This window comes from Carboxylicivirga longa (assembly GCF_050589825.1).
GTDB lineage: Bacteria > Bacteroidota > Bacteroidia > Bacteroidales > Marinilabiliaceae > Carboxylicivirga > Carboxylicivirga longa.
In genome coordinates, this window is record NZ_JBNGOZ010000001.1 from 157,430 (window position 1) to 182,303 (window position 24,874).

20 protein-coding genes and 2 tRNA genes are annotated in these 24,874 nt (G+C 46.1%); 8 read left to right on the top strand and 14 right to left on the bottom strand.

The window, feature by feature from the left end; genetic code table 11:
- Positions 1-5 precede the first annotated feature (5 nt).
- Positions 6-1,004, top strand: a complete 999-nt coding sequence (gene hflK, locus ACRD7A_RS00625; protein ID WP_430809400.1) for an FtsH protease activity modulator HflK — start codon at positions 6-8, stop codon at positions 1,002-1,004.
- On the top strand, positions 994-1,938 hold the full coding sequence (gene hflC / locus ACRD7A_RS00630; RefSeq protein WP_430809401.1) for a protease modulator HflC: 945 nt from the start codon (positions 994-996) through the stop codon (positions 1,936-1,938). The genes hflK and hflC overlap by 11 nt, the downstream gene beginning before the upstream one ends.
- 16 nt (positions 1,939-1,954) lie before the next feature.
- Here the strand turns inward: hflC and ACRD7A_RS00635 are convergent, their stop codons facing one another.
- Positions 1,955-3,256, bottom strand: a complete 1,302-nt coding sequence (locus ACRD7A_RS00635) for a Na+/H+ antiporter NhaC family protein (protein WP_430809402.1) — start codon at positions 3,254-3,256, stop codon at positions 1,955-1,957.
- 213 nt (positions 3,257-3,469) lie between these two features.
- On the opposite strand from ACRD7A_RS00635, the gene ACRD7A_RS00640 reads away from it, so the two are divergent.
- Complete coding sequence (locus tag ACRD7A_RS00640) at positions 3,470-3,901, top strand: HvfX family Cu-binding RiPP maturation protein (RefSeq protein ID WP_430809403.1); 432 nt, start codon at positions 3,470-3,472, stop codon at positions 3,899-3,901.
- 254 nt (positions 3,902-4,155) lie between these two features.
- On the opposite strand, the gene ACRD7A_RS00645 is transcribed toward ACRD7A_RS00640, so the two are convergent.
- Both ACRD7A_RS00645 and ACRD7A_RS00650 read right to left on the bottom strand, forming a co-directional pair.
- Positions 4,156-4,227, bottom strand: a tRNA-Thr gene (locus tag ACRD7A_RS00645).
- A 57-nt stretch (positions 4,228-4,284) separates the two neighbouring features.
- A tRNA-Gly gene (locus ACRD7A_RS00650) sits at positions 4,285-4,357 on the bottom strand.
- Positions 4,358-5,123: 766 nt separating this feature from the next.
- Here ACRD7A_RS00650 and ACRD7A_RS00655 point away from each other — a divergent pair.
- The 5 genes from ACRD7A_RS00655 to ACRD7A_RS00675 all read left to right on the top strand — a co-directional run bounded on the left by ACRD7A_RS00655 (position 5,124) and on the right by ACRD7A_RS00675 (position 12,999).
- Complete coding sequence (locus tag ACRD7A_RS00655; protein ID WP_430809404.1) at positions 5,124-7,391, top strand: family 20 glycosylhydrolase; 2,268 nt, start codon at positions 5,124-5,126, stop codon at positions 7,389-7,391.
- A gap of 15 nt (positions 7,392-7,406) precedes the next feature.
- Positions 7,407-8,504, top strand: a complete 1,098-nt coding sequence (locus ACRD7A_RS00660) for a carbohydrate-binding family 9-like protein (protein ID WP_430809405.1) — start codon at positions 7,407-7,409, stop codon at positions 8,502-8,504.
- A gap of 18 nt (positions 8,505-8,522) precedes the next feature.
- Entirely contained in the window at positions 8,523-10,220 is a 1,698-nt protein-coding gene (locus ACRD7A_RS00665) for an alpha-L-fucosidase (RefSeq protein ID WP_430809406.1), read from the top strand.
- Positions 10,221-10,867: 647 nt separating this feature from the next.
- Positions 10,868-12,091, top strand: coding sequence for a phosphoserine phosphatase SerB (gene serB / locus ACRD7A_RS00670; RefSeq protein ID WP_430809407.1), 1,224 nt, complete (start codon positions 10,868-10,870; stop codon positions 12,089-12,091).
- Between the two features lie 74 nt (positions 12,092-12,165).
- Positions 12,166-12,999, top strand: a complete 834-nt coding sequence (locus ACRD7A_RS00675; RefSeq protein WP_430809408.1) for a tRNA threonylcarbamoyladenosine dehydratase — start codon at positions 12,166-12,168, stop codon at positions 12,997-12,999.
- Positions 13,000-13,151: 152 nt separating this feature from the next.
- On the opposite strand, the gene ACRD7A_RS00680 is transcribed toward ACRD7A_RS00675, so the two are convergent.
- The 11 genes from ACRD7A_RS00680 to ACRD7A_RS00730 form a co-directional block, all read right to left on the bottom strand.
- On the bottom strand, positions 13,152-16,079 hold the full coding sequence (locus tag ACRD7A_RS00680) for a M16 family metallopeptidase (RefSeq protein ID WP_430809409.1): 2,928 nt from the start codon (positions 16,077-16,079) through the stop codon (positions 13,152-13,154).
- A 306-nt stretch (positions 16,080-16,385) separates the two neighbouring features.
- Positions 16,386-18,620 carry an alpha-L-fucosidase gene (locus ACRD7A_RS00685; RefSeq protein ID WP_430809410.1) on the bottom strand — a complete coding sequence of 745 codons (2,235 nt, stop codon included), beginning with the start codon at positions 18,618-18,620 and terminating at the stop codon, positions 16,386-16,388.
- A gap of 242 nt (positions 18,621-18,862) precedes the next feature.
- Positions 18,863-19,642 (bottom strand): patatin-like phospholipase family protein, encoded by a 780-nt coding sequence (locus ACRD7A_RS00690; protein WP_430809411.1) that lies wholly within the window; start codon positions 19,640-19,642, stop codon positions 18,863-18,865.
- Positions 19,643-19,644: 2 nt separating this feature from the next.
- Positions 19,645-20,316 (bottom strand): hypothetical protein, encoded by a 672-nt coding sequence (locus tag ACRD7A_RS00695; RefSeq protein WP_430809412.1) that lies wholly within the window; start codon positions 20,314-20,316, stop codon positions 19,645-19,647.
- A 218-nt stretch (positions 20,317-20,534) separates the two neighbouring features.
- Positions 20,535-21,239: an Mrp/NBP35 family ATP-binding protein gene (locus ACRD7A_RS00700; protein WP_430809413.1), complete on the bottom strand. Its 705-nt coding sequence runs from the start codon at positions 21,237-21,239 to the stop codon at positions 20,535-20,537.
- 66 nt (positions 21,240-21,305) lie between these two features.
- Positions 21,306-22,181, bottom strand: coding sequence for an ATP-binding protein (locus ACRD7A_RS00705; RefSeq protein WP_430809414.1), 876 nt, complete (start codon positions 22,179-22,181; stop codon positions 21,306-21,308).
- On the bottom strand, positions 22,174-23,055 hold the full coding sequence (locus ACRD7A_RS00710) for an ATP-binding protein (RefSeq protein ID WP_430809415.1): 882 nt from the start codon (positions 23,053-23,055) through the stop codon (positions 22,174-22,176). The genes ACRD7A_RS00705 and ACRD7A_RS00710 overlap by 8 nt, the downstream gene beginning before the upstream one ends.
- Complete coding sequence (locus ACRD7A_RS00715; RefSeq protein WP_430809416.1) at positions 23,046-23,708, bottom strand: DUF4405 domain-containing protein; 663 nt, start codon at positions 23,706-23,708, stop codon at positions 23,046-23,048. Before ACRD7A_RS00715 ends, ACRD7A_RS00710 begins: the two co-directional genes overlap by 10 nt.
- Positions 23,709-23,827: 119 nt before the next feature.
- Entirely contained in the window at positions 23,828-24,010 is a 183-nt protein-coding gene (locus ACRD7A_RS00720; protein ID WP_430809417.1) for a DUF5320 domain-containing protein, read from the bottom strand.
- Between the two features lie 12 nt (positions 24,011-24,022).
- Positions 24,023-24,340, bottom strand: coding sequence for a NifB/NifX family molybdenum-iron cluster-binding protein (locus ACRD7A_RS00725; protein ID WP_430809418.1), 318 nt, complete (start codon positions 24,338-24,340; stop codon positions 24,023-24,025).
- 11 nt (positions 24,341-24,351) lie between these two features.
- Positions 24,352-24,759 (bottom strand): DUF134 domain-containing protein, encoded by a 408-nt coding sequence (locus ACRD7A_RS00730; RefSeq protein WP_430809419.1) that lies wholly within the window; start codon positions 24,757-24,759, stop codon positions 24,352-24,354.
- Positions 24,760-24,874: the final 115 nt, after the last annotated feature.

Here is a 24,874-nt window from a genome sequence, read left to right on the forward strand (position 1 = left end):
TTAATATGACATCAAATCAATTTAATCTCAACACATCCGGTGGTGTGCTTGAGAAACTATTAAAAAACATCCGGTCTGTTGTGGTCATGCTTTTAGTAGCCCTTATGGCTTGGACAGCCTTTTTTACTATCGACCCCGAGGAGGTGGGGGTAATTGTGCGCTTTGGTAAGTATGTGCGCACCGTGGATCCCGGTCTTAACTACAAAATCCCCCTTATGGAAACAGTTTATAAGGTGGCCGTTGAGCGACAGCAGAAAATGGAGTTTGGCTTTCGTACCAGCCGTGCCGGTGTTAAATCATCTTATGCCACGGGCGGAGGCAGTAATGAGGAGTCGCTGATGTTGACGGGCGATCTGAACCTGGCAGATGTGGAGTGGGTTGTGCAGTATCGTATCGATGACCCCTATAATTACCTGTTTAAGGTGCGTAATCCCGAAGGTACACTGCGTGACATCTCAGAGTCGACCATGCGACAGATCGTGGGCGATCGCACCGTGAATGAGGTATTGACCATTGGACGCGCCGAAATAAGCTCAAGACTGGAGGAGCTGATGCAGAAAATATGCAATGAGTATTCGTTAGGTGTTAAAATAGAGCAGGTGGTGTTGCAGGATGTTAACCCACCCGTACCTGTGAAGGCCGCTTTTAATGCTGTTAATGAGGCGCAGCAGGAAAAAGAAACCCTGATTAATCAGGCCAAGGCGGAGTACAACAAGGTGATACCCAAGGCAGCGGGTCAGGCCAAGGAAACCATACAGATGGCTGAGGGTTATGCTACCGAACGTGTTAACAATGCACGCGGTGATGTGGCTCGTTTCAATGCTTTGTATGGCGAGTATATCAAGGCACCGGAGGTGACGCGTCGTCGTTTGTATTTGGAAACGATGATGGATGTGATGCCTCGCCTGGGTCAGAAAATCATAACCGATGAGAACGGCAGTAATGTATTGCCCTTATTACAAATGCAGCTTTCTAAACAAAAAACAGTGAACAATGGACAATAAGAAGTCAATCATATTTATCGTTCTGGGGCTTGTGGTGCTTTTCTTTTTTTCGCAGGCTACCTATATCGTCGATGAGACAGAACAAGTGGTGGTTACTCAATTTGGTAAGCCGGTGGGCGATGCCATTACCACCCCCGGCATGAAATTTAAAGTACCCTTTATCCACACTACACATTTTTTCGATAAACGCTATCTGGAGTGGGATGGCGACCCCAATCAGGTACCTACCAAGGATAAGAAGTTTATTTTTGTGGATACTTATGCGCGCTGGCAAATCACCGATCCGCTTCAGTTTTATAAGCGGATGACCAATGAACGCAGTGCCTATTCGCGACTGGATGATATACTGGATGGCGAGACGCGTAATTTCATTGCCAAGCATAATATCGAAGAGGCTGTAAGAGCCAGCAATCGTAAGCCGGTATCCTCCGGGGTAGTGGGCGAGATGATAGGCGATAGCCTGGCCACCATTTCCGTAGGGCGTGATAAGATTCAGGAGATGATACAAAAGGCATCCAACGAACAAGCTAAAGAGCTGGGTATCGCAATTCTTGATTTTCGTATTAAGCGAATCAATTATGTTGAGGAAGTACGCACTCAAGTGTATGAGCGCATGAAGAGTGAGCGCTACCGCATCGCCGATAAGTTTAAATCGGAAGGCCAGGGCGAAGCCTCACGCATTAATGGTGAGAAGGATCGCGAGCTGAAATCCATTGTATCGGAGGCCTATAAAACGGCAGAGGAGATAAAAGGTAGAGCCGATGCAGCTGCGGCTGCTATCTATGCCGGTGCTTACGATAAATCGCCACAGGCGCGTCAGCTTTACAGTTTCATCAAGTCCATGGAGGCCTACGAGCGTACCTTTGATGGGCAAACACACATCATTCTGTCAACCGACAGTGAGTTTTATAAGTACCTGAAAGATAGTAAGTAAATCGCTTATTGGTATATTAAGAGCCTGCCTGGTTATTTTTTCGGGCAGGCTTTTTTAATGCAATAGAAAGCACAACTGTTAGTCCCATCAGATAGGGATAAAACAGGTAGCTCATTATATCGAAAGGGCTGAGTGTGCCGGCGGCGAGGCCAACTGCTGCCAATATTTGAGCGCCGTAGGGCAGTATGCCCTGCACCAAACACGATGCTGTGTCCATCAGACTGGCAGATCGTCGGGGGCTGATGGAGAACCGTTCGGCAATGTCCTTGACAATGGAGCCCGACATTAAGATGGCAATGGTGTTGTTGGCCGTAAACACATTGATCAGGCCGGTCATGGTAACAATACTGAATTCGGCTCCTCTACTGCCCTTTGTGCGTTTACCAATGTGTTTAATTAGATAATCGATACCGCCATTGAGTCGCACTACATGAACAATGCCGCCCACCAGTAAGGACACCATTATTATCTCTGCCATACCCATCATACCATTGCTGATGGAGGAGAAAAGCGACCAGATAGTAAAATCGCCATTGATCAGGCCGATGGTGCCGGTTAGTACAATGCCCAGACCCAATACCAGAAACACATTCATGCCCAGAGCAGCAGTGAGCAGCACGATCAGGTAGGGTAGTAGTTTAATGCCGTCGATAAGGGTAATGCTGACATTGGGGGCGCTCTCTTTCGAGGGGATGAGGGTGTAGATTAGGATGGAGACCAGTGCGGCGGGAACCACCAGCTTTATATTGGCCTTAAATTTATCTTTCATCTGGCAGTTTTGGGTGCGGGTGGCGGCAATAGTAGTATCGGATATGATGGATAGGTTATCGCCAAACATGGCACCGCCAATGGTGGCTCCTACAGTAATGGCCGGGTGAATGCCCAGCGCTTCAGCCAGGCCGATGGCTACCGGTACAACTGCTACCACGGTGCCTACCGAGGTGCCTACCGATAGGGAGATAAAGCAGCTGATAACGAATAGGCCGGCCAGTAATATCTCGCTGGGTAAAAAATACAGACCAATGGCCACGGTGGAATCAACAGCTCCCATGGTTTTGGCCAGGTTGGCAAAGGCGCCGGCCAGCATGAAGATCAGGCACATCATCACAATTCCTGAATGCCCCATGCCTTTGGAAAACTCTTCCATTTTGCTTGCTGTTGTATTTCCGGGCGCCATGAAAAGAGCAATAAAGGCGGCAATGAGAAAGGGTATGATGATGGGCATTTTATAAAAATCACCACTGACCAGTCCGGGTGCCAGGTATATAACGATGAATACCCCTATTGGTAACAGGGCTTTGGCTTTTAAATCTTTCATTAATGTGGTTTTTGTTTTGCGCTGCAATATTACTAAAAATACAGGCGAAAGTGATTGTTATTGTGGTATGATCAATTCATAGGAGGAGAGTAGTAAACAAAAATTAACATTTTTGCACTATATCCTGTGGCAGGCTAAATAATAATTATAACTTGTCCCCTGACTTTTACAAACCTAGCTGTTAATATTATTTTATTCACTAAATCCAAATCTATGAAGAGTGTAATTAACTTTATTAACACGGCTTCAGCAAAAACCGAAGATTGGGCTTTGCTGGCTATGCGTTTAACTTTGGCCTATGGATTTTATGATCCTGCCATTCGCAAATTTGGCAATATTCCCGCTACGGCAGAATGGTTTGCAAGTCTGCATTACCCATTGCCAACCGTTAGTGTATTGCTTGCCGGTGCCGTTGAGTTTGCTGGTTTTTTCCTATTGATGTTAGGATTCTTCACGCGCTATATTAGTATCCCTCTTATGTTTATTATGTTGTTGGCCATCTTTACGGTGCACTTGGGTAATGGTTTTTCAGCTGCCGATGGTGGCTTTGAAGTTCCTTTGTACTATTTGGTTATGTTATTTGTTTTGTTCAGCAAGGGGCCGGGTCGTTTTAGTATCGACGAGGCTATCGTTAATAAAATATAAAAGCTTCAGTTCTGAAAACTTATCGGATGACTTAGTAGAAGTTTGTATAATCAGTCATCCGATAAGTGCACAGTTGTAATCTTGGAAATGGGTGGTACCTGTGGTTATTGCTATTCAACCCACTCCGGGGTTGGTGAATAATGTGTGATGAACGCCACAGGTTGTCACCTGTGGCTATAGATATTTGAATGACTAAATTCACAACCTTACAAACGCAAAAAAGGCCATCTCATTTGAGATAGCCTTTTATTTTGAGCCAATGACGAGAATTGAACTCGTGACCTCTTCCTTACCAAGGAAGCGCTCTACCCCTGAGCTACATCGGCAAATTAAAATCGAATTTTATCAAGTGATACATCCAATTTCAATCACTATTAAACCTGAGCGAAAAACGGGACTCGAACCCGCGACCCCGACCTTGGCAAGGTCGTGCTCTACCAACTGAGCTATTTTCGCGTATCCCGCTCGTGTAGCGGGTGTCTGTTGTTCTCAACAGCGATGCAAAAGTAAAGCATTTTATAAAGCTTACAAATTTTAGAAGGGATTTTTTTGATGTGAAAACGATTTTTTTTTGTTCCGCTCTTCTGTTAATGTGTGTGCCTGTTTTTGTGTGATATTCGCAACGTGCTCATGGACAATTACTCACCCTTTCAAATATCCGGAAAACTGCCACTGTTGTGCCCTGCGTGATTTTTTGCGACAGATAATAAATTTGGCTTCGGATAATTTATAAGGGTAGTTTCGACTTGGAGAGTTGCCCCAGATCTCCATTCATTTTATTCAATAGTATTTTTACTGTAGCTTTTATGAATAGCTCCGCATTTTGCGGCATTGTAGAAGATATGCGAAGAAAAAGAGAATTTAGGTTCTGGCTGCTTCCCTCATCCAACGGCCCTTTATGGCCTACAATCGTCGAACTCTTCCAACTAAGAACTATGTGAAATTAGATGCGCAAATACTAATTTGCAGTGATACAATATTCGTTCTTTACGGCAATTTCATCTTGCTTTATGGGTCATCAAACAAGGCCGATTCAAGTGCACACATGATATTACCACTTGATGTCATCTGGTATTAAAATTTTGTGATGCCTCTCTTGTTGATTCATCCTATGTGGGCCTTAAAGCAAGGGTAGGAACATTTATTTACCTTTTCAGAACAATGGCACGAGCAGATTTAATAAAGGTCTTTGTAGTTTTGTGTGACAATTAATATATCTGCAATGAATAAATTTATTTTTAGTATTTCGTTGATGCTGCTGCTAATAAGCTGCCGAGAGACGGAAGTGATCGAGACCTATAGTATTATTCCACAACCTAATTCGCTGCGTTATGCCGATGAATATCTAACGAGTGATAAGACTTTTAACCTGCAGGCCAATCATGCCGAAGGGGTCACTTTGCGCGATGTACTGATGAGCAAAGCCGATCAGTACGCCCTTACTTTCAGCCAGGGGAGTGATGCTACCCCCTTATTGCTAATGTACGATGCTTCCCTGTCGAACGAAGCCTATCGCTTAGTGGTGGATACTGAAAAAATAACGATATCGGCCTCTTCTCAAGCGGGCTGGTTATACGGTTTTCATAGTGTGGTGCAGATGCTTCCTGTGGGCGATGCCGGTACTTTCCAACTGCGCTGCGGCACCATTGAGGATGCGCCTCGTTTTGTCTACCGCGGCATGCACCTTGATGTGTCGCGTCATTTCTTCGATCTGGAGGAGGTGAAAGAGATGGTGGATCAGATGGTACACTATAAGCTTAATAAGCTGCACCTTCATCTCACGGACGATCAGGGGTGGCGACTGCAGATTGATAAATACCCTTTGTTAACACAGATGGGTGCCTGGCGCGAGCACAACGGGCAGGATAGCACCTGTCTGGAGAAAGCCGTCGAAGATGCCACCTTTATTATCCCTGAAAAACACTACCGCATCATTAATGGTAAGCGAATGTACGGTGGTTTTTATACCAAGGCACAGATGAAGGAGCTGATCGATTATTGTCAGCAACGTAACATTGAAATAATTCCTGAGATCGATATTCCCGGTCACTTTAAGGCGGCCATCGATAACTATCCTTACCTTTCGTGCAGTGGCGAAGCAGGATGGGGCACGCATTTTTCTTACCCGGCATGTCTGGGAAAGGCAAGCACTTACGAGTTTATCGAGAATGTGCTAAGTGAGGTGGCCGAGCTGTTTCCATCGAAATACATTCATATTGGGGGCGATGAGGTAAATAAGGATGAGTGGAAGCGCTGTAAGAAGTGTCAGCGTGCCATCCGTAAAGCCGGGCTGAAGAATGAACATGAACTGCAATCACACTTTAACCATCATATCGAAGAATTCCTTGCAGCCAAGGGTAAGCAGCTGATGGGCTGGGACGAGATTGTGGAAGGTGGCGTTAGCGAGCACTCAACCGTAATGTGGTGGCGCAACTGGGCACCCAATACCATTCGCGATGCTGCTAAAAACGGAAATGATGTGATTGTGACTCCTGATTTTGAGTATTATTTCGATTTCACACACGCTGCTACCCCGCTGAGTAAAGTGTATAACTTTGAGCCGGTGCCCGATGACTTTACCGAGGCCATGGCTGCCCGCGTGCTGGGGGTTCAGGCCAATATATGGACCGAGGGAATTCCCAATACGGATCGCCTCTACTATCAATCTTTGCCACGTATGCTGGCCTTGGCCGAGAGTGGATGGACAGCAAAAGATCTGAAGAGCTATAGTAAGTTTGAGGAGCGTTTGCCGCGTCATTATCGTTATTTCGAAAGTCAGGATCTGTTTTATCATTTGCCTGTATTGGGTGCTTACGAAGATGAAACAGTGTTTATCCAAAATACAGCCTTTCAATTGGAGATACCGCTGGAGGGTATGACGGTGTATTACACACTGGATGGATCAACGCCCACACAACAATCGGCTGTCTATGAAGGACCCGTGGCTATCGATCAGGCCTGTACCGTGCGTTTTCGTGCTTATAAAGGCGATGTGTTCAGTAAAATATACGAAGCGAAATACACGCAGCAGACACCAGCTGATGCGGTGGAGGCAAGTGTGCAACCAGGCTTGCATCGTAGCTATGTAGAAGGGCGTTACTGGAACTGTAAAGACGTGCCCCTGACCAACATTGCCGCTGCGCAGACCCGTGTAGATGACTTTGGCCTGGGGCAATACGAGGGACAAAGCAACTATGCCCTGGTATTTGAAGGCTATTTCAAAGCGGAAGAAGAAGGGGTTTACACCTTTTATACGAACTCCGATGATGGCGATCAATTGTCTGTACATGGGAACATTATTGTTGATAATAACCCAAGTCACGGACCGCGTATGCGCCGGGGATCCATTGCTTTAAAAGCCGGTTTGCATCCCCTGCAGCTTATCTATTGTCAGATAGGCGGCGGTGCCGTACAGGAAGTTTTTGTGGAAACACCGGGGCAGGAGAAGCGCCTGGTACAACCCGCTGAGCTATTTTGTAAGATAAATTAATCAGAAGCATTCAATATGAAACAGATTATATCATTTTTATCCCTGCTCTTGCTGGCTGCATGTGGTCATGCTGAGGAGGCCTTAGAAGGGAAGGTTGATTTGCCGCCTTTTCATCCCAAACAGTATGTGTGTTATCGCACTGCAGAAGCTTTAAATATTGATGGTAAGCTGGATGAGGCTGCCTGGCAGCAAGCGCCCTGGACTGATCTATTCGTTGATATAGAGGGTGATAAAAGGCCGGCTCCTTCGCTGGCTACACGGGCCAAGATGTTGTGGGACGATAACTACCTGTACATTGCCGCGTATTTGGAAGAGCCGCACCTATGGGCTACGATTACCGAGCGCGATGCTGTGATTTATTATGACAATGATTTTGAGGTCTTTATTGATCCTGATGGTGATACGCACGGTTATTACGAGTTTGAAGTGAATGCCTTTAATACCGTGTGGGATCTGATGCTGGCCAAGCCCTATCGCGATGGAGGGCCGGCCATCAATCACTGGGATATCAATGGCCTGAAATCGGCTGTTCATCTGCAAGGCACCATCAATCAACCTGATGACCTTGATGAAGGATGGTCGATAGAGATGGCTTTTCCACTGGATGTGCTTAATGAATATAATGGGGGAGTGCCTGCTAAAGCCGGCAATCAGTGGCGCATTAACTTTAGCCGTGTGCAGTGGCAGCTCGACGTGAAGGATGGCGAATATGTCAAACGTATTAACCCGGATACCAATAAGTCCTACCCGGAGAACAACTGGGTGTGGTCGCCACAGGGTTTTATTGCCATGCATCGTCCCGAGACATGGGGTTTCCTGCAATTCTCGGATGTGGAAGCTGGCAAGGGCGAAGAGGCTTTTGTTTTCAATGATGATGAGCTGGTGAAATGGGAGCTGTACAGCGTCTATCATGCACAGCGTTTATACCGTCATGCCACCGGGCGCTATACCGATGAGCTGACAGCTTTACACAAGCTGAAGCTGCCCGCAACAAAATATGTGACTTCCCTGGCGGTAACCAATTCCTTGTTCGAGGCCATTGCTACACGACCCGAAAGCGATTATCAGTGGCACATCAATAACGAGGGACGCACCTGGAGAACGAAAAAATAACATCTTATCTTTATAATTATGAAGCAATTTTTATTACTGATTGGTTTTTTGCTGGCGCTGATGCCTGCCCAGGCACAAAAAGAAGAGACGGCCAAGCAAAAAGATAAACGCATGGCGTGGTTCAAAGATGCTAAGCTGGGTATCTTCATTCATTATGGTATCTACGCCGTGAATGGTATCGATGAATCATGGTCGTTTTTTAACGGTTACATCAACTACGACGACTACATGAAGCAGTTGGAAGGTTTTACAGCAAGCAAGTACGATGCTGAAGCATGGGCACGGCTAATCAAAGAGAGTGGTGCCAAATATTCGGTGCTCACCACCAAGCATCACGATGGTGTGGCGCTGTGGGATACGGAAACAGATCATTACAGCACCGTGAAGCATACACCGTCCGGCAAGGATATAGTGGCTCCTTTCGTGAAGGCCTTGCGCAAGGAGAAACTTAAGGTGGGACTGTATTATTCACTCATCGACTGGTCGTACCCCGATTATCCGGCACACCTGCGTAACGAGAAGCGTTACACCGATGATCCCCAGCGCTGGGCGCGCTTCACCGATTTCTATTTCAAGCAGATGAATGAGCTGTCCGGTCGTTTTAATCCCGACCTGTATTGGTTTGATGGCGACTGGGAGCATTCGGCTGAAGAGTGGAAATCCAGTGAGCTGCGCGATCTGATGCTGAAATATAATAAGAACATCATTTTGAACAGCCGTCTGCAAGGCTATGGCGATTATGATACGCCCGAGCAAGGCGTGCCCATTAACAAGCCTAATAATCCCTATTGGGAACTGTGTATGACCATGAACGACTCATGGGGTTATCAGCACAACGACCATAATTATAAGACACCTTATCAGCTGATCCGTATCTTTGTGGATTGTATCAGCATGGGTGGAAACCTCTTGCTGGATATTGGTCCTAAAGCGGATGGCAGTATTCCGCAACCACAGCTCGATATTTTAAAAGAGTTCGGTCGGTGGACAGGAAAGCACGGTGAGGCCATTTACGGAACACGAGCGGGTATCGATCATAAATATTTCAACGGCCCATCGGCTGTGTCAAAAGATGGAAAAACACTATATCTGTATATCGATCGTCAACCTAAGCAGCCTGTTATGGTAAGCGGCCTTGATGTAGATATTGATAAGGTTCGTCTGGTGGGTTCCGATGCGACACTGCCGTACCGTGCAGAGGACAGTTTTCTGGCTATCGATTTGGATGCACAGCAGTGCGACCCAACCATGACGGTTGTTGCTGTTGATCTGAAGCAGAGTATCAAGCTGGTAAACCCCGTAACTGCATTGCAGACATTGGAAACCGCCGAGGTGATGAAAGATGAGGCTTGGCGCGAGAAGCATAAAATTGCTCTTGCCGACATGGGAGAACCCATTCCCGGAGGACACTATAACGGTCCAACAGCCTTGTCGAAAGATAAAACCATTTTGTACCTGATGGTGGATGGTAAAAATAACGGTCCCCTAGTGGTTCGTGGTTTGAAGAATAAAATTAACCGCATCTGGGTAGTTGGCAATGGCACTAAATTGAGTCATAAGGTCATTGGAAAACAGTACTGGAGCGAAGTGCCGGGCATCACTTATATTGATGTGCCGGAAAAAGTACTGGATAAAGACATGACGGTGATTGCCGTACTGCTCGACGGTAAACTTGACCTGTATCGCGGTAAGGGCCATGTGATTGAGAGTAACTAAAGCTAAATAATATTGGTTGTAAAGGCCTTGAATGATATTCTGTATTGTTCAAGGCCTTTTTTTTACCTTCAACCCACTTAGGGGTTGGTCGGGATGTGTACGCACATGGTGCCGCAGGTTGTCACCTGCGGTTATTCATATTCAACCCCTCTGGGTTTGGGTGTGGTTTGCATAAGGAAAGAATCTTTGTTCGTTTGTAGAAACATGATATTCATTTTAAGCTGGAATTAATCCCGAAGGGATTTCATATTAATAGCCCTGTGCGCAAGACAGGGTATCGGTCATGTTATCATAGCAACTGCAGCGCAGTTGAATACTCCGTGTCTGTTGGCGGTAGAGTTACATTTGATTATACTACAGCATTCTTCCCTTTGCTATTGAAAGCAAGGGGAAGTACAGCGCCTAAGGCGGTGGGATGGGGATCAGAGTTTGGTTTTAACTGTGCTTCTATCATCACGGCCAAAGCTCATAACCTATTTCTTTGGTGCGCCGCCATAATAGGAGGGTTTAGCGGATGTGTGGCCGAGGTTTTATTGAAGAAGTGCATCAGGCAGGGGGAGTCGATGTGTGTAAAATTATAAGTGACAAGCCTTGAAATCTTTATAATTTCGTAGTTTTACATCGCTATTAACACTTAATCGAATATTATGCACCAGAAGAAAGAGATTATACTGCTCAATATATCAGGGGAAGATAAGCCCGGACTAACGGCCAAACTAACTGATATCTTATCACATCATGGCGTTCATATTCTGGATATTGGTCAGGCAGTTATCCACGACGACCTGGCGCTGGGCATATTATTTGAGGTTCCTGCTGCGGCTGAATCGGCTCCGGTGCTAAAGGAATTACTTTTTCAGTCCTATGAACTGGGACTCAACCTTAAGTTTACACCCGTTACCGAAGAAAAGTACCGCGATTGGGTGGGGCAGCAAGGAAAAGAACGATTTATTATTACCCTGCTGTCCCGCAAGCTAAGCGCCGGTCAATTATCGCAAGTAACGCGTATCATATCGGCACAAGGTCTTAATATCGATTATATTTCGCGCCTTAGTGGCCGTGTGTTGCTCGATGATCACGAGGGTAATGATAAGTCAGTAGTAGAGTTTTCGGTTAGGGGCACACCCAAGGACGGAGCAGCCATGAAACAACAGTTTATTGATATTTCAGGTGAGTCAGGCGTTGATATTGCCTTTCAGGCCGATAATATTTTTCGTCGTAACCGTCGTCTTGTGTGTTTCGATATGGATTCAACACTGATACAAACCGAGGTGATCGATGAGCTGGCAGAGAAAGCCGGGGTGGGGGCTGAGGTGAAAGCCATCACCGAAGCAGCTATGCGGGGTGACATCGATTTCAACGAAAGTTTTATTCAGCGGGTAGCTTTGTTGAAGGGACTGGATGAAAGCGTAATGAAAGATATTGCCGAGCAGTTGCCCATTACCGAGGGTGCCGAGCGTCTGTTCAAGACCCTGAAGAAGTACGGCTACAAAACAGCCATCCTATCGGGTGGATTTACCTATTTTGGCAATTACTTGAAGAGCAAGCTGGATATTGACTATGTTTTTGCCAATGAACTGGAGATTGAGGGAGGGAAGCTGACCGGGCGTCATAGCGGAGAAATTGTGAATGGCGAAAAGAAAGCTGAATTACTTAAACTACTGGCCTTTAAGGAGGATATTCACCTGGAGCAGGTGATTGCCGTGGGCGATGGCTCCAATGACCTACCCATGCTGAAGCTGGCCGGTCTGGGAATTGCTTTTCATGCCAAGCCGCGTGTGCGTGCATCAGCCCGCCATCATATATCTACCATCGGGCTCGATGCTTTGTTATACCTTCTGGGCTTCAGAGATCGTGAGATAAATATCTAAGCGGAAGAGTATTCAGAGGTGCTTTCTCGCTAAATAATTTTATTATTTTTGCCGCCCAATAACTTGATTTGATTATGGGTAAGGGTATTTTTCATCGTTCTGAGCTGCTGATGGGGCAGGGAGTGATGCAGGCTTTGGCCACCAAAAGGGCCATCTTATTTGGCATTGGCGGTGTAGGAAGTTGGTGTGCCGAGAGTCTAATACGCACCGGTCTTCGGCATCTCACCATTGTTGACAGTGACCGGGTAGATGTAAGCAATATCAACCGTCAGCTGATGGCCACATGTAAAACGGTAGGGCAGGTTAAGACGGAGGCGCTCAAAAACAGACTGCTGGAAATTAATCCGGATGCACAGGTAACACCGATACAGCAGATTTATGGTCGCGATACAGCCGATCAATTCAGGCTGGAGGATTATGATATTGTGATTGATGCCATTGATAGTTTGAGTAGCAAGGCACACCTGATCAGACATGCCGTGGGGCTTAATGTTATTTTTGTATCATCGATGGGCGCTGCCTTAAAGGTGGATCCTACGCGCGTTAGGGTGTCTTCTTTTTGGAAGGTACAAGGCTGTCCGCTGGCTCGTAAAGTGCGTAAGATGTTACGTAAATGGCAAGTGGATGAGCAGTACTTTCCGTGTGTTTATAGCGATGAGGTACTCGAAAACGAAGGTGCCTATTTGCTGAAGGTAAGCGATGAGGAGGATGGTGTGGCTGAGGATGAAGCCCTGCCAGGCGATCCTGCGCTGGCAAGACATACCTGGGATGCTAAAAAGGCTTCCATCAACGGAAGTCTGGCACATGTAACCGGAATATTTGGTTTTACCATGGCGGGTCTGGTTATTCAGCGGATACGCGAAGAGGTAAAATATCGCGAATTGGAAGCGAGTTCTATAGAAGCATAAAAATATCTAGCAAAGTACGCGAAATTAAAAAAAACGCAAAGAAAGCAAGGTTTTGAATTATAAATCAATCGCTTGCGCCTTTGCGTTTCTTAGTGTTATTGGGTGAAATATCCATTTCGGATATCTCTACTTTAGACACTTATAGACAAATACTAGTAACCAAAAATATCTTCTAAAGCCAGTTCGTGTACTTTACCAAGACTGGCCAGGGCTTTCTTGTCCAGGTCCGACTTGCGACCTAATACCATGTAGGTGTAGTTTTTGCCTTTAATGTGTTCATTGAAAAAGGTTTCAAACTCATCCAATGAGATATTTTCGGCCTTCTTATAAATATCTTCACGCACATCGTAATCAATGCCCCGGTCGGCATTGGACAAGTATTCCCAAAACAGGTCTTTATTGGTAATGCGTTCGGTATTAAGCTGCTTTACAATTCCTTCGCAGGCCTGCTTAAATTGTGTTTCGGCGCGTGGCATCTCATTCATCAGTTCTTTTAGTGTGGCTGTGGCAATGCCCAGCTTATCGGCCTGTGTGCCCAGGCGACCATAGATAAAGTTATCCTTGTTATGTTTGCTTGCATTGATATAACCGGCGCCGGCGGAGTAGGCCAATGCCTTCGATTCGCGTATCTCCTGAAACACTACTGATGAGAGTCCCGAACCAAAATAATTATTAAACACCTCTGCATAAGGTAATATTTCGGTATCAAAAGGTCTATCTTTCACCAGCAGCAGAATATTGGCCTGGTTGATGTCGTAATCCACCACATACACATTGGATTGCTCATCGTTTCGCATTTCGTACTCAACAGCCTGTGGCAGTGGAGCCAGCTCATCGGGTGTGGTATGGTGCTTTGTCAGCAGGCCAGTAACTGTTGCGGGCGACGATGGACCGTAGTAATAAACCTTGTGCTCATAGTAGGTCATCTCGTTGAGCTGACGGGTGAGCTCTTCGGGTTTGATAGATTTGAGCTCCTCGGCACTAAGCAGGTGTTTGCGGGGCGATTTTTCTCCATATAGGCCAAAATCAACCATGGCATTGAAGATGCGTCCCTGACTCTTTTTAGCATCAGCTCTTTTCTTTAAGATACTGCTTACAAACTCGTCGTAGGTTGCCTGGTCGGCCTTGGCATTATGAATGATGTGTTCGAGTATCTCGATGCCTTTCTCCAGTTTTTCGTCAAGACCTGCCACGGTAACATAGCAGCGCTCGCTTCCTGCATCTACATAAAGGCTAAGGCCATGGCGAAACAGCTCTTTGCGTAGCTCTTCGGGCGAATATTGATTGGTGCCTAATAGCGGCAGGTAATCAACGGCCAGCGGAAACTGTAGGTTGTGATTCTTACCCAGGTCGATTACATAGTTGAGGCGGAATAGACCGTTGTTTACGTTTTTCGAGTGGAAGAAGTCAAGACCTGGCTTCAGGGTTTCCTTATGCAGCTTGCTGTCAAAATCAACAAAGACAGGCTCGATGTCACTCACTTCCGTGGCGAGGAAATCTTCGGCAAAATCAGATTGCAGTTCGCGATTGACCGGCACCGCTGTGATGGCCGGTTTTTCAACCTTCACCAGGGCACTGTTATCACCGGTGCGCTTGTACGCCAATACATAATTGTCGGCATATTTTTCCTTGGCAAAGGCCATTACCTGCTCTTTGGTTATCTGCTTCATCTTATCCAGACTGGCCAATACATCAGCATGCGATCGGCCACCGGTAAATTCATTCATCAGCGAGTAGGCCGAGTAGAAAGGATATTCAAGGGCATTCATAAAGTCCAAGCGTTCCTTATTGACAATGGCCTCGATGAGCCACTCCTCAAAATCACCTTCTTTTACTTTATCCAATTGCTCCAGCAATAAATCTTTTACCTCGTCAAGTGTTTGTCCCTCGCGTGGCTTGCCCCGGAAAATGTGCATGCCGTAGTCGCGCATAAACCACGATCCAGTGTAGGCGCTCAGTACCTTCTGCTTTTGCACCAGGTTAAGATCAATTAATCCGGCCTGTCCGTTGTAAAGAATAGAGCTGATCAGGTCAACCATCAGCTCATCATCGCTGCCGATGCCATCAAAGCGAAAAGCCATTTGTAAACTCACGGCATCCGGCCCCACCACCTCTTTAATAACAGGCTCCGTTATGGGTTCCTCAGCGGTAAACTGAGGTTCGCTCAGCTCTTTCTTCTCCAGTTGTCCAAAGTGTTTATCAATCAGCTGTATGGTGGGCTCAAACTCCAGATCGCCGGCCAGCGCAATGGCCATGTTATTGGGCACATAAAACTGATCTTTGAACTTATAAATCTCCTCCATGGAGGGATTCTTAATATGCTCGGGCAAACCAATTATATCGCGGCCATAAGGATGGTTCTTATACAAGCCCTGCATCATGGCCTCTGAGGCGCGCTGTCCGTCCATGTCCTGATACATGTTAAACTCCTCGTAAACCGTTTCAAGCTCGGTATGAAACAGGCGAAGCACCAGCCCGGTGAAGCGTTCGTGCTCCAGGCGTGCCCATCGTTCCAGTTCATTTTTGGGAATCTCACACATATAAACGGTTGATTCGTAGGAGGTACCGGCATTAACGCGTGAGGCACCCATGGCGGTATTGAGCTTATCAAACTCATTGGTAGCCACAAAGGTAGCGGCTATCTGCGACAGGCTGTCTATTTGGGCGTACAGTCTCTTTTTCTCATCGAGGTCATCAGTAGCACGATGCTGCTCAAACAAATCAGAAATCTGTTCAAGATAAGCGCTTTCCTGCTCCCAGTTAACGGTACCCACCTTGCTGGTGCCTTTAAACATCATGTGCTCCATATAATGAGCCAGCCCGGTGGCATCGGGGTTTTCGAAGGTCGATCCGGCTTTTACGCCGATGAGGGCTGCCACCCGTGGCTCGTTCAGGTTGCGCGTCAGGTAAATCTTCAGTCCATTATCTAAAGTGTAGATGCGTGCGTTGTAAGGATCGTTGGTGACGGTTTCGTAGTGGTAACCATTTTTGTCAGTTTTTTGTTGGGTTTGATAGCTTTGCTGCTGGCACGAAAATAGCACCAGCAAACCTACCAGGGTTAGGAATGATAATCGTTTCATAAGTTTCGTTTTAGATATTTAAACAGTTGAAGATAATGAATAATAGTTAAACTCAAAGGGATTGATTTGCTTTTATTTATATGATGCTTTTAAAAAATCTTCATCTGTTATTCAGCATAATAGAAAGGGTGCGGCTTTCAGGATATTCTTTAGGTAATATGTATACTGAATTGAGGCAGCATTATTATGGTTAAACTATTATCAGTGTTTTATGGATTGAGAGGTGGGTGAAAACAATTAAAAAACTCCCGCCCTGCAAAGCAGAACGGGAGTTGTGATTCCAGAAAAGGAGAAAAAGTACTTTGCTTAATTCTCAAAAAAGTCGAGTTCGGCTATGGCTACCGATGGGCTGCCTCCGGCACCTCTTTCGGATATAATTTTTATATACCTTGTTTTTATCGGTTTTGCGAATGTTTTAGTTCTTTTTACCGGATCATTAATCAGGTTACCAAATTCAAAGTCGCTGATTTTTTTCCATTTCTTACCGTTTTTACTCCAGTAAATGCTTCCTGTTTCCATCATCCCCTCCTTGTGTTGGTTTTGAGGCGTGTAGGCAAATCCGGTAATGCTACGAACAGCCCCCAGGTCGATGGCGATGGTATGCGGATGTGTTGCTTCATCGTCAGATTGCCAGTAGCTTCCGTCGTTGTTGTCAAATGCACTGCTGGCTTCAAACCCTTCTTTACTGCTGCTTACCTCCATTAGTTTCCAGTTGTTTTTAAGTATGCCCAGGTGCAGTGAGGTAACGCTGCCGGATTCCTTTTGACTAAAAGCACGTGCTTTAATCTCTTTGGATAGCGGCATGTTAAAAGGGCCAGTATAAAGTGTCGATGTGCTTGTAGGGGTGCTTCCGTCCAGGGTATATCGTATTTCCATATTGGCATTCAGGTTGCCTGTGGCATCAATGCCATGCTTCTTCCACCCGAAATCGTTGGCTTTTGGCGACAGCCTTACTTCGCCTTCATTGTTACGATTAATAACAATTTGCGGCGGACGACTTTGGTAGTAGTGTGCAGATACCTTATTGAGTGTGGCATCCAATCGTGACTTGAGAATGCGAATACGAAATTGCTTGCTTGTTACATTGGGGAAGCGCAGTATCTTTTTATAGCCTACAGTGGTTCCCGAGGCTATCTCCTTCCACGATCCATCTATCATCGCATCCAATGCATGTTCTTCTATGCGCTGGCTGTGCGTTGATATCGCTTCCTGCAAAACAAAGCGGTTGATGATTTCCTGCTTGGGCAGGGTGATGATTATTTCATTGTTATATTCGGCCGTGTTGATATGACTTAGCTCGTCATCATCCAGAATTTCTTTCGGAGCCTTCGCGGCGGCTAACTTATCGTTGCCGTATGTTTCGCGTATTCTTTTTCCTGTTTCTTCCAGTACCGCCACATCTTTATCTGAGAAACGCCCTTCTCGGTTGGGGGGTATGTTCAGCAAAAAGGTAGAGTTACCACCCACGGCACGCTCGTAAATGTCGAATACATCATCAGGGTTACGAACCTTCTGGGTTGTCTCATCGCGGTAGAACCAGCCCTCGCGAATAGAGGTGTTGGTTTCGGCTGGCAGATAGTGCAGATAGTTGGCATTCATTAGTTTTTCGCGGCTGCCTATGTCGCCATGCAGATCGGGAAAGCGACTCATCTGGTCTGGATCTTCTTCAAAAGGAACGATATCCCACTCGGTTTCTCGCGTAGCGCCACTCTCGTTTCCACACCAGCGAACATCTTCGCGGCCAAAGATAACCGTTTCGGGTGCCAGAGTACGGATGAGTTTTTTCCAGGCGGGGTAATGATACTTCTGTCCTCCCTTGCGCTTGGGGTGAGCTCCGTCGAACCATACTTCGTGCACGGGGCCATACTCGGTGAGCAACTCAAATAGTTGATTCAAAAAGTACTCGTTGTAATCATCTACCTCAAACTCAAAAGTGGTTTTGTTGGCAAAGGGACGTCCCTCCACAGGGCGGGGTATTGTGCGTGTGGTGTATTTGCTCAGGTTGCCGTATAAACCCTCGGGGTTTTCGATCTGGTACAGGTCGGCCGGCGACAGGTAAACACCCAGCTTAAGGCCGTATTTTTGACAGGAGGCCGATAGCTCTTTGAGCACATCCCCCTTGCCATTTTTAAAGGGTGTTGACATGATGCCGTGCTGCGTATAGCGAGACTGCCACAACACAAAGCCATCGTGGTGCTTGGCCGTAAACACTACCAGTTTCATGCCCGCGGCTTTCATTGCCTTGCACCATTGGTCGGTGTCGAGGTTATGGAGGTCGAATATTTTGGGGTCTTCTTTACCGTTGCCCCATTCCATGCGGGTGAAGGTGTTGGGGCCAAAGTGCACAAATCCGGTGAACTCGTGTTTTTTGTATTCGTATTGGTTGGGGCTGGGGACCACATGAGCTGCTTTGCGAATTATTTCTTCGGGGGTGTCGCCTTCATCTATCTTAATCGTATTAGAAGGGGTAATTGGTTTTTGTGCCCAGGCCATCGTATGCAGTATAAACAGCATGAGCGTGAGAATAAAAAGGTTCTTCATTGGATATTCAATAAGTGATTTGTGTATTATTTTGCTGCCTCCAAAGTAAACTAATAATGGGATAAGATCAAACTAATAATTCGGCCTTTCAAGGTGTTGTGGATAGGGTGTAGCATGGTTTTCCTATCCCGGATTGGCAGGATGTTCAAATTGTAATAAAGTCATGGCTAAAGCCATTTGCCGCGTGAGGGGTTGTCCCCCATCTTGAAAGATGGGGTTAGGAGATGGGGTGGCTGTTCGGATCAGTCTTTGACGAGGGGCAGCAGCTCATTGTCAATCTTCTTTTTTGCTGTTTTGTAGCCCAGCTCAATAATTTCATCAAGCTTATTAAAATCCCACATCGAATAATCCGATATTTTTTCAGGTTCAATATACAGGTCACAATGCAAGCGGCTGGGCCGTTGGTTCTGCAGAATGGTGAGGTTGAAAACGCGCTCTGCTACCTCTTTGGCACTTTTAAAAGACTCTGTTTTACGGTCGGTCACTACGCTGGAGCCAATGACTGTATCACAGTCAAACATAAGGGGTTCAACGGGCAGGTTCATAAATAAGCCACCGTCCACATAGGTGTGCCCATCAATAATTGCCGGCTTGAAAGCTACGGGCACACTGCTGCTGGCAATTACCCATTCAAACAGCTGATTACCATCGCTCACCATTTTCACTTTGCCCGTATTCATATTACTGGCCACCACGCAAAATGGTTTTTTCAAGCGACTAAAATCATCGTGCCCTACCTGTTTCTCAAGGGCTTCTTTAACACCGTTTAAATTCACCAGTCCACCGCTGAGCAGATCCAGGTTAAACCAGTTCCAAACTTTCTCTTCCTTCAGCAGCTTGTGGATTTGCTTTGCATCATAGCCGGCGCAGTACAATACACCAATGATGGCGCCCATGCTGGTGCCTGCCACCTTGTGGACAGGAATATTGTATTCCTCAAGTGCCCGTATCACGCCGATGTGTGCAAATCCTTTGGCACCGCCGCCGCCCAGGGCCAGTCCTGTTTTTCCAAGTTGATCCATGGTTATAATACTTCCAATAGCATTTGTTGGATGGCGCGTGTATCCTCAATTTGGTATTCTTCCTCCAGCTTTTTCCAGTCGATTGTCATTCGCATGGCCTTACTTTCCATTAGGTGGACGATGTCATCTTTGCTCAGAAGAAGTTGTGTTTTGTAGTACGAAACATTCCATTTATCAATAAACTTCTCTTCGGTATTGGTGAAGGTGCCGCTTACACTTCGGCCATCGGCTAACGACAGTGTGATGGGGCGATCCATGGCCGTATAACCAAAGTAGCGGTTGGCGTCACCAATGGGCATCATAAACTCAAAGTTAATGGATATTTCACCTTTGTTGTTAGTGACGGCAGCCATGCACCGTACCCGTCCTTTTTCCTCACCGAAGAAACGAGCCAGGCGTTTACTTACTGCGTTGCAGAGTTCCATTTTTTCTGAGGAGGCTTCTTTATCGGAACTGATGCTTAGACTGGCCCTTGGTTTGCTTTCAGTAGCAGGTTTTGTTTCCGTAGTTGGTGCACTCACAGCAGGTGTTCCGGTATCTTTCTCGTATTTCCAGGTGCCATTTTCATAAAGAATAACAGTTTTGCCATATTGGGTGATGGCCTTAACGGTTTGTGCTGATGTAAGCAGCGGGGCTGATATCAGTGCTGCAAAAGAGAGAATGTATTTGATCATAAGGTCCTTTTTTTGTAAAGATAGGAAAAAGTTGAAGCAACAAAAAGGGCCCCCTTTCGAGGTCCCCGTATTGACTAACAGTAAAGGAAATAAATTTTCTTAGGCTGGTGACAAGCTTGTAATTATTTGTGTTGCCAGCTTTTCAAAGGCTTTGTGAAGTGTTTTGTCCGAAGAGTGATAAATGCTTTTACCACTATCGCTTGTGGCTTCAATATCCATTACAACGGTATTTGCCCTAAAAGAGGAATATTAAATTCACGGGCCAACTCTTCGCCACCACCTTTACCAAATATGTTATATTGTTCATCGGGATGAGCCTTAGGCGTAAACCAGCTCATGTTTTCCACAATGCCCAGCAGTGGCATTTTAATGGAAGAATGTCTGAACATACTTAGTGCCTTCCTGCCATCGGCCACCGCCAGTTGCTGGGGGGTAATTACTACCAATGCTTGCGCCTTTTTTAGGTCTTGCGCCAGCGTAATGCAGATATCGCCGGTGCCGGGTGGCATGTCAATCACCAAAGCATCAAGTGGCCCCCAAAGGGTGTCGTTAATAATTTGTTTTAGTGTTTTTGATGCCATGGGTCCCCGCCATATTACCGCATCTTCCTTGTTAGTAAGGAGTCCAATGGACATGATTTTGACCCCGTACTTTTCGATGGGTACGATGTAGTTCTTATTGTTTTGTTGGCTCAGGCGGGGTCGCTGACCTTCCAGGCCAAACTGAATAGGAGTGGAGGGGCCGTATAAATCGGCATCCAAAAGACCGGTTGATAAGCCTTCGCGTGCCAGGCTGACGGCCAGGTTAGCAGCTACTGTCGATTTGCCTACGCCTCCCTTGCCCGAGGCCACCATGATGATGTGTTTTACATCGGGCAAAAGCTCTTTCTCCTGCTGCGGAATTACCATTTTATATTCTGACATAGTGTTATTGTTTAGGCTATTTATATACTTAATACAATTTGCGATGGTAAAGCGAGTAAAATTGTTCTACTCCTGTGCTCTTTGTGCCAGGTAATTCCAGGCACGGCGTATTTGTATGGCTGCTTCTGATTGCGGTGCATAGTCAACAATGGTTTTTTGTGCCAGCATGGCTTCCCTTGCGACCCGACTAAATGGTATTTTGGCCAGTAGAGGAATGTTAGCTCTTTTCAGCCCTTGCTCTACTTCTTGCTCAACCATTTGATTAATGCCGGATTTATTGATAACAGCCGAAATGGGGATATTAAAATTACGGATGAGGCTAATGAGCCGCTGGGCATCGTGCCAGCCACTTTGCGTGGGTTCAATAACCAACAGTACTTGATGGGTGCCGGTGAGCGAAGCAATAACAGGGCAGCCAATGCCCGGTGGTCCGTCGCTTAGCAGGTAGCGTGCCTTCCTGTTTTTTGCTTCCTGTGCGGCTTTACGGCGGATAAAGCTTACCAGCTTGCCCGAGTTTTCTTCGCCGGGACCCATCTGTGCATGCACAAAAGGACCATTGGCTGTATCAGACAGAAACCATTGGTTACCGCTGTTGGGCGTTGACGTAATGGCCTCTTGAGGGCATAAGCGTTCGCACAGGCGGCAGCCTTCGCAGCTAAAGGGGTTAATATGATAGCTTCCGTCCTTTAGCTCAATGGCTTTATAGCGGCAGTGCTCAAAGCAAAGTCCACATTGCGAGCAATCTGAATCATTGATGTGAGCCGTCCATCCGCTGGTAAAAACGCCATTTTCTAACACTGTGGGTTGCAGCAGCAGAAACAGGTCGGCCGCATCCACATCGTTATCGCAGATCACAGCACTGTCGGCTAGTGCTGTGAGTGCGGCTGTGATGGTGGTTTTGCCGGTGCCTCCCTTGCCGCTTAATATGGTTATTTCATGCATATTGCAATAGCTTACTTTGTAGATGGGTAATAATTGCTTGATAGGCTGTTGTAATTGTATCCGGAATGTCATCCAGCAGCGCTCCGCGGGCGTATTGATGAGCGTAGTTGCTTGAGAAAGGTATCTTTCCCAGTACTTCAATCTTTTCTGCTGCCAGGTAGTCGTCGAGCGCCTTGAAGTTGTCCTCGTATTTGTTAATGATGACCCCAAAGGGTTGTTGAAGCTCGCGCATAAGGGCAACCATCAGCTTTAAATCGTGCAGGCCGAAGGGGCTTGGTTCGGTAACCAAAATAGTGTAATCAGCTTGGGTTACGGTGGCTACCACCGGGCAGCTTGTTCCCGGAGGGGCGTCCAGCAGCTGTATGTCGGCATTTACGTGATGACTCTTAAGTAGCTCTTTAATGGCCAGCGTTTGCATGGGTGAGCCAATATTCAGTCGCCCTTCAACCAGCGAAGTATGCTCGCAGTTACCGTAGCAGCTCAGTTGTGCAATGGGATGCGCCTCTTCAATAATAGCCTCGGGAACGGGACAGGCGTAAGTACATGCGCCACAGGAGTGGCACAGGCTTTTGTTGACCTCGGCAAAGTTGGCTGTGGGAAGAACTACAATGGCGTTAAACTCGCAATATTCAACACATTGACGGCAGAAAGTGCATTGGGATGTGTCGATGTGTGGTATCATCTGATGAATAGCTTCTTCGCTTTGTTTCTTGTAACCCTTTAAAAAAAGAGCATCATTGGGCTCTTCTACATCGCAGTCGATGAGTTGCACCGAGGCTGTTGCCTGTGTTTTTAAGTGATGAAAGAGGTTCAGTGAAACGGTGGTTTTGCCCGTGCCTCCTTTACCACTGGCGATAGCTATCTTTACTGACATTCTTCATGATACTGGTTGATGATATTTCTGATTTCTGACATCTGAAAACCATATTGTTTGCGTAGTTGTCCCAGTTGCGCCTCACCGTTAACATGCTTAGGTAGTTGTAAATGCTGCTGCAGATAGGGCAGAGGTACTTTGTAGGTGTCTACCACTTCCTGAAGCCTTAGTTTACCGTTAATGACTGTTGTTTGTTTAAGATCTGCCTGTATAGCATGCTTTGTAACGGGTGCCTGGGGATGCTGATGGCTTGTATGTTTGCTATTTTCTACTGGTCTTGTTATGTCGCTTGGTTTTACAAAAAACGGAATAATCAATAATGAAAGACAAATAAATACGAAGCACCATGATATAAGTGATTTAGCACTTGAGGAATTAACCATTCTACTGAAAATGGTTTTAATGAAGCCCCAGTGTAGCACAATATGAACCACCAGAAGGGCTATCATCACCAGGCTGATATAAAAATGAATATCGCCCCACTGGTGCCGGTCCATACCCAGCCATTGCAGATTTTTACCTGCGCCCGCTTGTGCCCACCGATCCTGCCCCGAGGGCAGGGTGTATTTTATTAAAAGCCCAATGCCACTTATTGCACAGAGGCAAAATAATAGCAAGGCATCGATAATGAAATTGATGCTTGACTTCTTCATCGGTTATCTGTAGTTAATAAATAAAAGGCAGAGGATGACTTACAATTGTGAGAAATAGATGATTCTGAGTCACCCTCTGTCACCACTCATTTTGCTTATTTGTGAGTTTGCTGAAACACTTACTCGTTTCCGGATCTGAATTTGAATCCGAAGCCCCATTTACGGCGACCTCTTCCTCGTCCCATGCCCGCCTCTGATTGAGAAGGTGCATCTTTACTGTTTTTTGAAGTACGGCATTTGCCTCTACCTCTTCCGGTACCGGGACCTTGTCCCGATGGTCCGCTTGCGTCGAATCTTGGCATAATAAACCGGTTTTAAACGGATAATTTATCGATGATTACTCCCACGGTACTGTTGGCATCATCCAGCATCACCATCTGAATCTTAAATTGATTAAGCAAATCTTTTGCTTTGGGTCCGAAGTCACCGGAGATAATTCGTTTCACCCCCAGCTCAATCATCTTCTCGGCTGCCTTTGTGCCGGCACCGCCTTGTGCATCGCACTGTTCGTTGGCAATAAACTGCGTACTGCCATTGCTTGTGTCATAAACGCAAAAATAGGCAGCGCGACCAAAGCGCAGGTCAAATTTTGCATCGGTGCTGTCTCCGCTTGATGTGATAGCAATCTTCATAATATCTCGTGTTATTTCATTTTTTTAATGATGGGTTCAATGGCATCTGACTTACAGATGGGACAGTCTTTACTGTTGTCATCGGGCAGGTTAAAGCGCGCGTGACAGGCATTGCATACATACCAGTCATCATCGAGGTGTGCGTTGCCAAACACTGTTTTGAACTCACAGGATTCAACCAGTGATTTAGCAATTTTTTGACGGGCACTTTCGTAAATGCGGGCAAAGGTAGCCCGAGAAATTCCCATTAGCTTACAGGCCTCTTCCTGGTTCATATTATCATAATCGGCTAGTTTTATGGCTTCATATTCTTCGTAATTTAGTTCGACTACCCGATTGTTCTTGATATGGCCATAAGGTCTAAATCCTTTGAACCCCGGCGGGGCTACTATTTTTCGTAAACGTCTTCGTCGTGGCATAATTGAATATTGATGCTACAAATATAATGAGAATATTCTCATATAGCAAGGTTTCAAATGAGAATATTCTCATTATTAACATTCCTCATTTCAGGTTATTGTGTCAAGCATTTAT

Coding starts and splice junctions, on each gene's coding strand:
- hflK (WP_430809400.1), top strand. CDS start 6: ATGACATCAAATCAATTTAATCTCAACACATCCGGTGGTGTGCTTGAG.
- hflC (WP_430809401.1), top strand. CDS start 994: ATGGACAATAAGAAGTCAATCATATTTATCGTTCTGGGGCTTGTGGTG.
- ACRD7A_RS00635 (WP_430809402.1), bottom strand. CDS start 3,256: ATGAAAGATTTAAAAGCCAAAGCCCTGTTACCAATAGGGGTATTCATC.
- ACRD7A_RS00640 (WP_430809403.1), top strand. CDS start 3,470: ATGAAGAGTGTAATTAACTTTATTAACACGGCTTCAGCAAAAACCGAA.
- ACRD7A_RS00655 (WP_430809404.1), top strand. CDS start 5,124: ATGAATAAATTTATTTTTAGTATTTCGTTGATGCTGCTGCTAATAAGC.
- ACRD7A_RS00660 (WP_430809405.1), top strand. CDS start 7,407: ATGAAACAGATTATATCATTTTTATCCCTGCTCTTGCTGGCTGCATGT.
- ACRD7A_RS00665 (WP_430809406.1), top strand. CDS start 8,523: ATGAAGCAATTTTTATTACTGATTGGTTTTTTGCTGGCGCTGATGCCT.
- serB (WP_430809407.1), top strand. CDS start 10,868: ATGCACCAGAAGAAAGAGATTATACTGCTCAATATATCAGGGGAAGAT.
- ACRD7A_RS00675 (WP_430809408.1), top strand. CDS start 12,166: ATGGGTAAGGGTATTTTTCATCGTTCTGAGCTGCTGATGGGGCAGGGA.
- ACRD7A_RS00680 (WP_430809409.1), bottom strand. CDS start 16,079: ATGAAACGATTATCATTCCTAACCCTGGTAGGTTTGCTGGTGCTATTT.
- ACRD7A_RS00685 (WP_430809410.1), bottom strand. CDS start 18,620: ATGAAGAACCTTTTTATTCTCACGCTCATGCTGTTTATACTGCATACG.
- ACRD7A_RS00690 (WP_430809411.1), bottom strand. CDS start 19,642: ATGGATCAACTTGGAAAAACAGGACTGGCCCTGGGCGGCGGCGGTGCC.
- ACRD7A_RS00695 (WP_430809412.1), bottom strand. CDS start 20,316: ATGATCAAATACATTCTCTCTTTTGCAGCACTGATATCAGCCCCGCTG.
- ACRD7A_RS00700 (WP_430809413.1), bottom strand. CDS start 21,239: ATGTCAGAATATAAAATGGTAATTCCGCAGCAGGAGAAAGAGCTTTTG.
- ACRD7A_RS00705 (WP_430809414.1), bottom strand. CDS start 22,181: ATGCATGAAATAACCATATTAAGCGGCAAGGGAGGCACCGGCAAAACC.
- ACRD7A_RS00710 (WP_430809415.1), bottom strand. CDS start 23,055: ATGTCAGTAAAGATAGCTATCGCCAGTGGTAAAGGAGGCACGGGCAAA.
- ACRD7A_RS00715 (WP_430809416.1), bottom strand. CDS start 23,708: ATGAAGAAGTCAAGCATCAATTTCATTATCGATGCCTTGCTATTATTT.
- ACRD7A_RS00720 (WP_430809417.1), bottom strand. CDS start 24,010: ATGCCAAGATTCGACGCAAGCGGACCATCGGGACAAGGTCCCGGTACC.
- ACRD7A_RS00725 (WP_430809418.1), bottom strand. CDS start 24,340: ATGAAGATTGCTATCACATCAAGCGGAGACAGCACCGATGCAAAATTT.
- ACRD7A_RS00730 (WP_430809419.1), bottom strand. CDS start 24,759: ATGCCACGACGAAGACGTTTACGAAAAATAGTAGCCCCGCCGGGGTTC.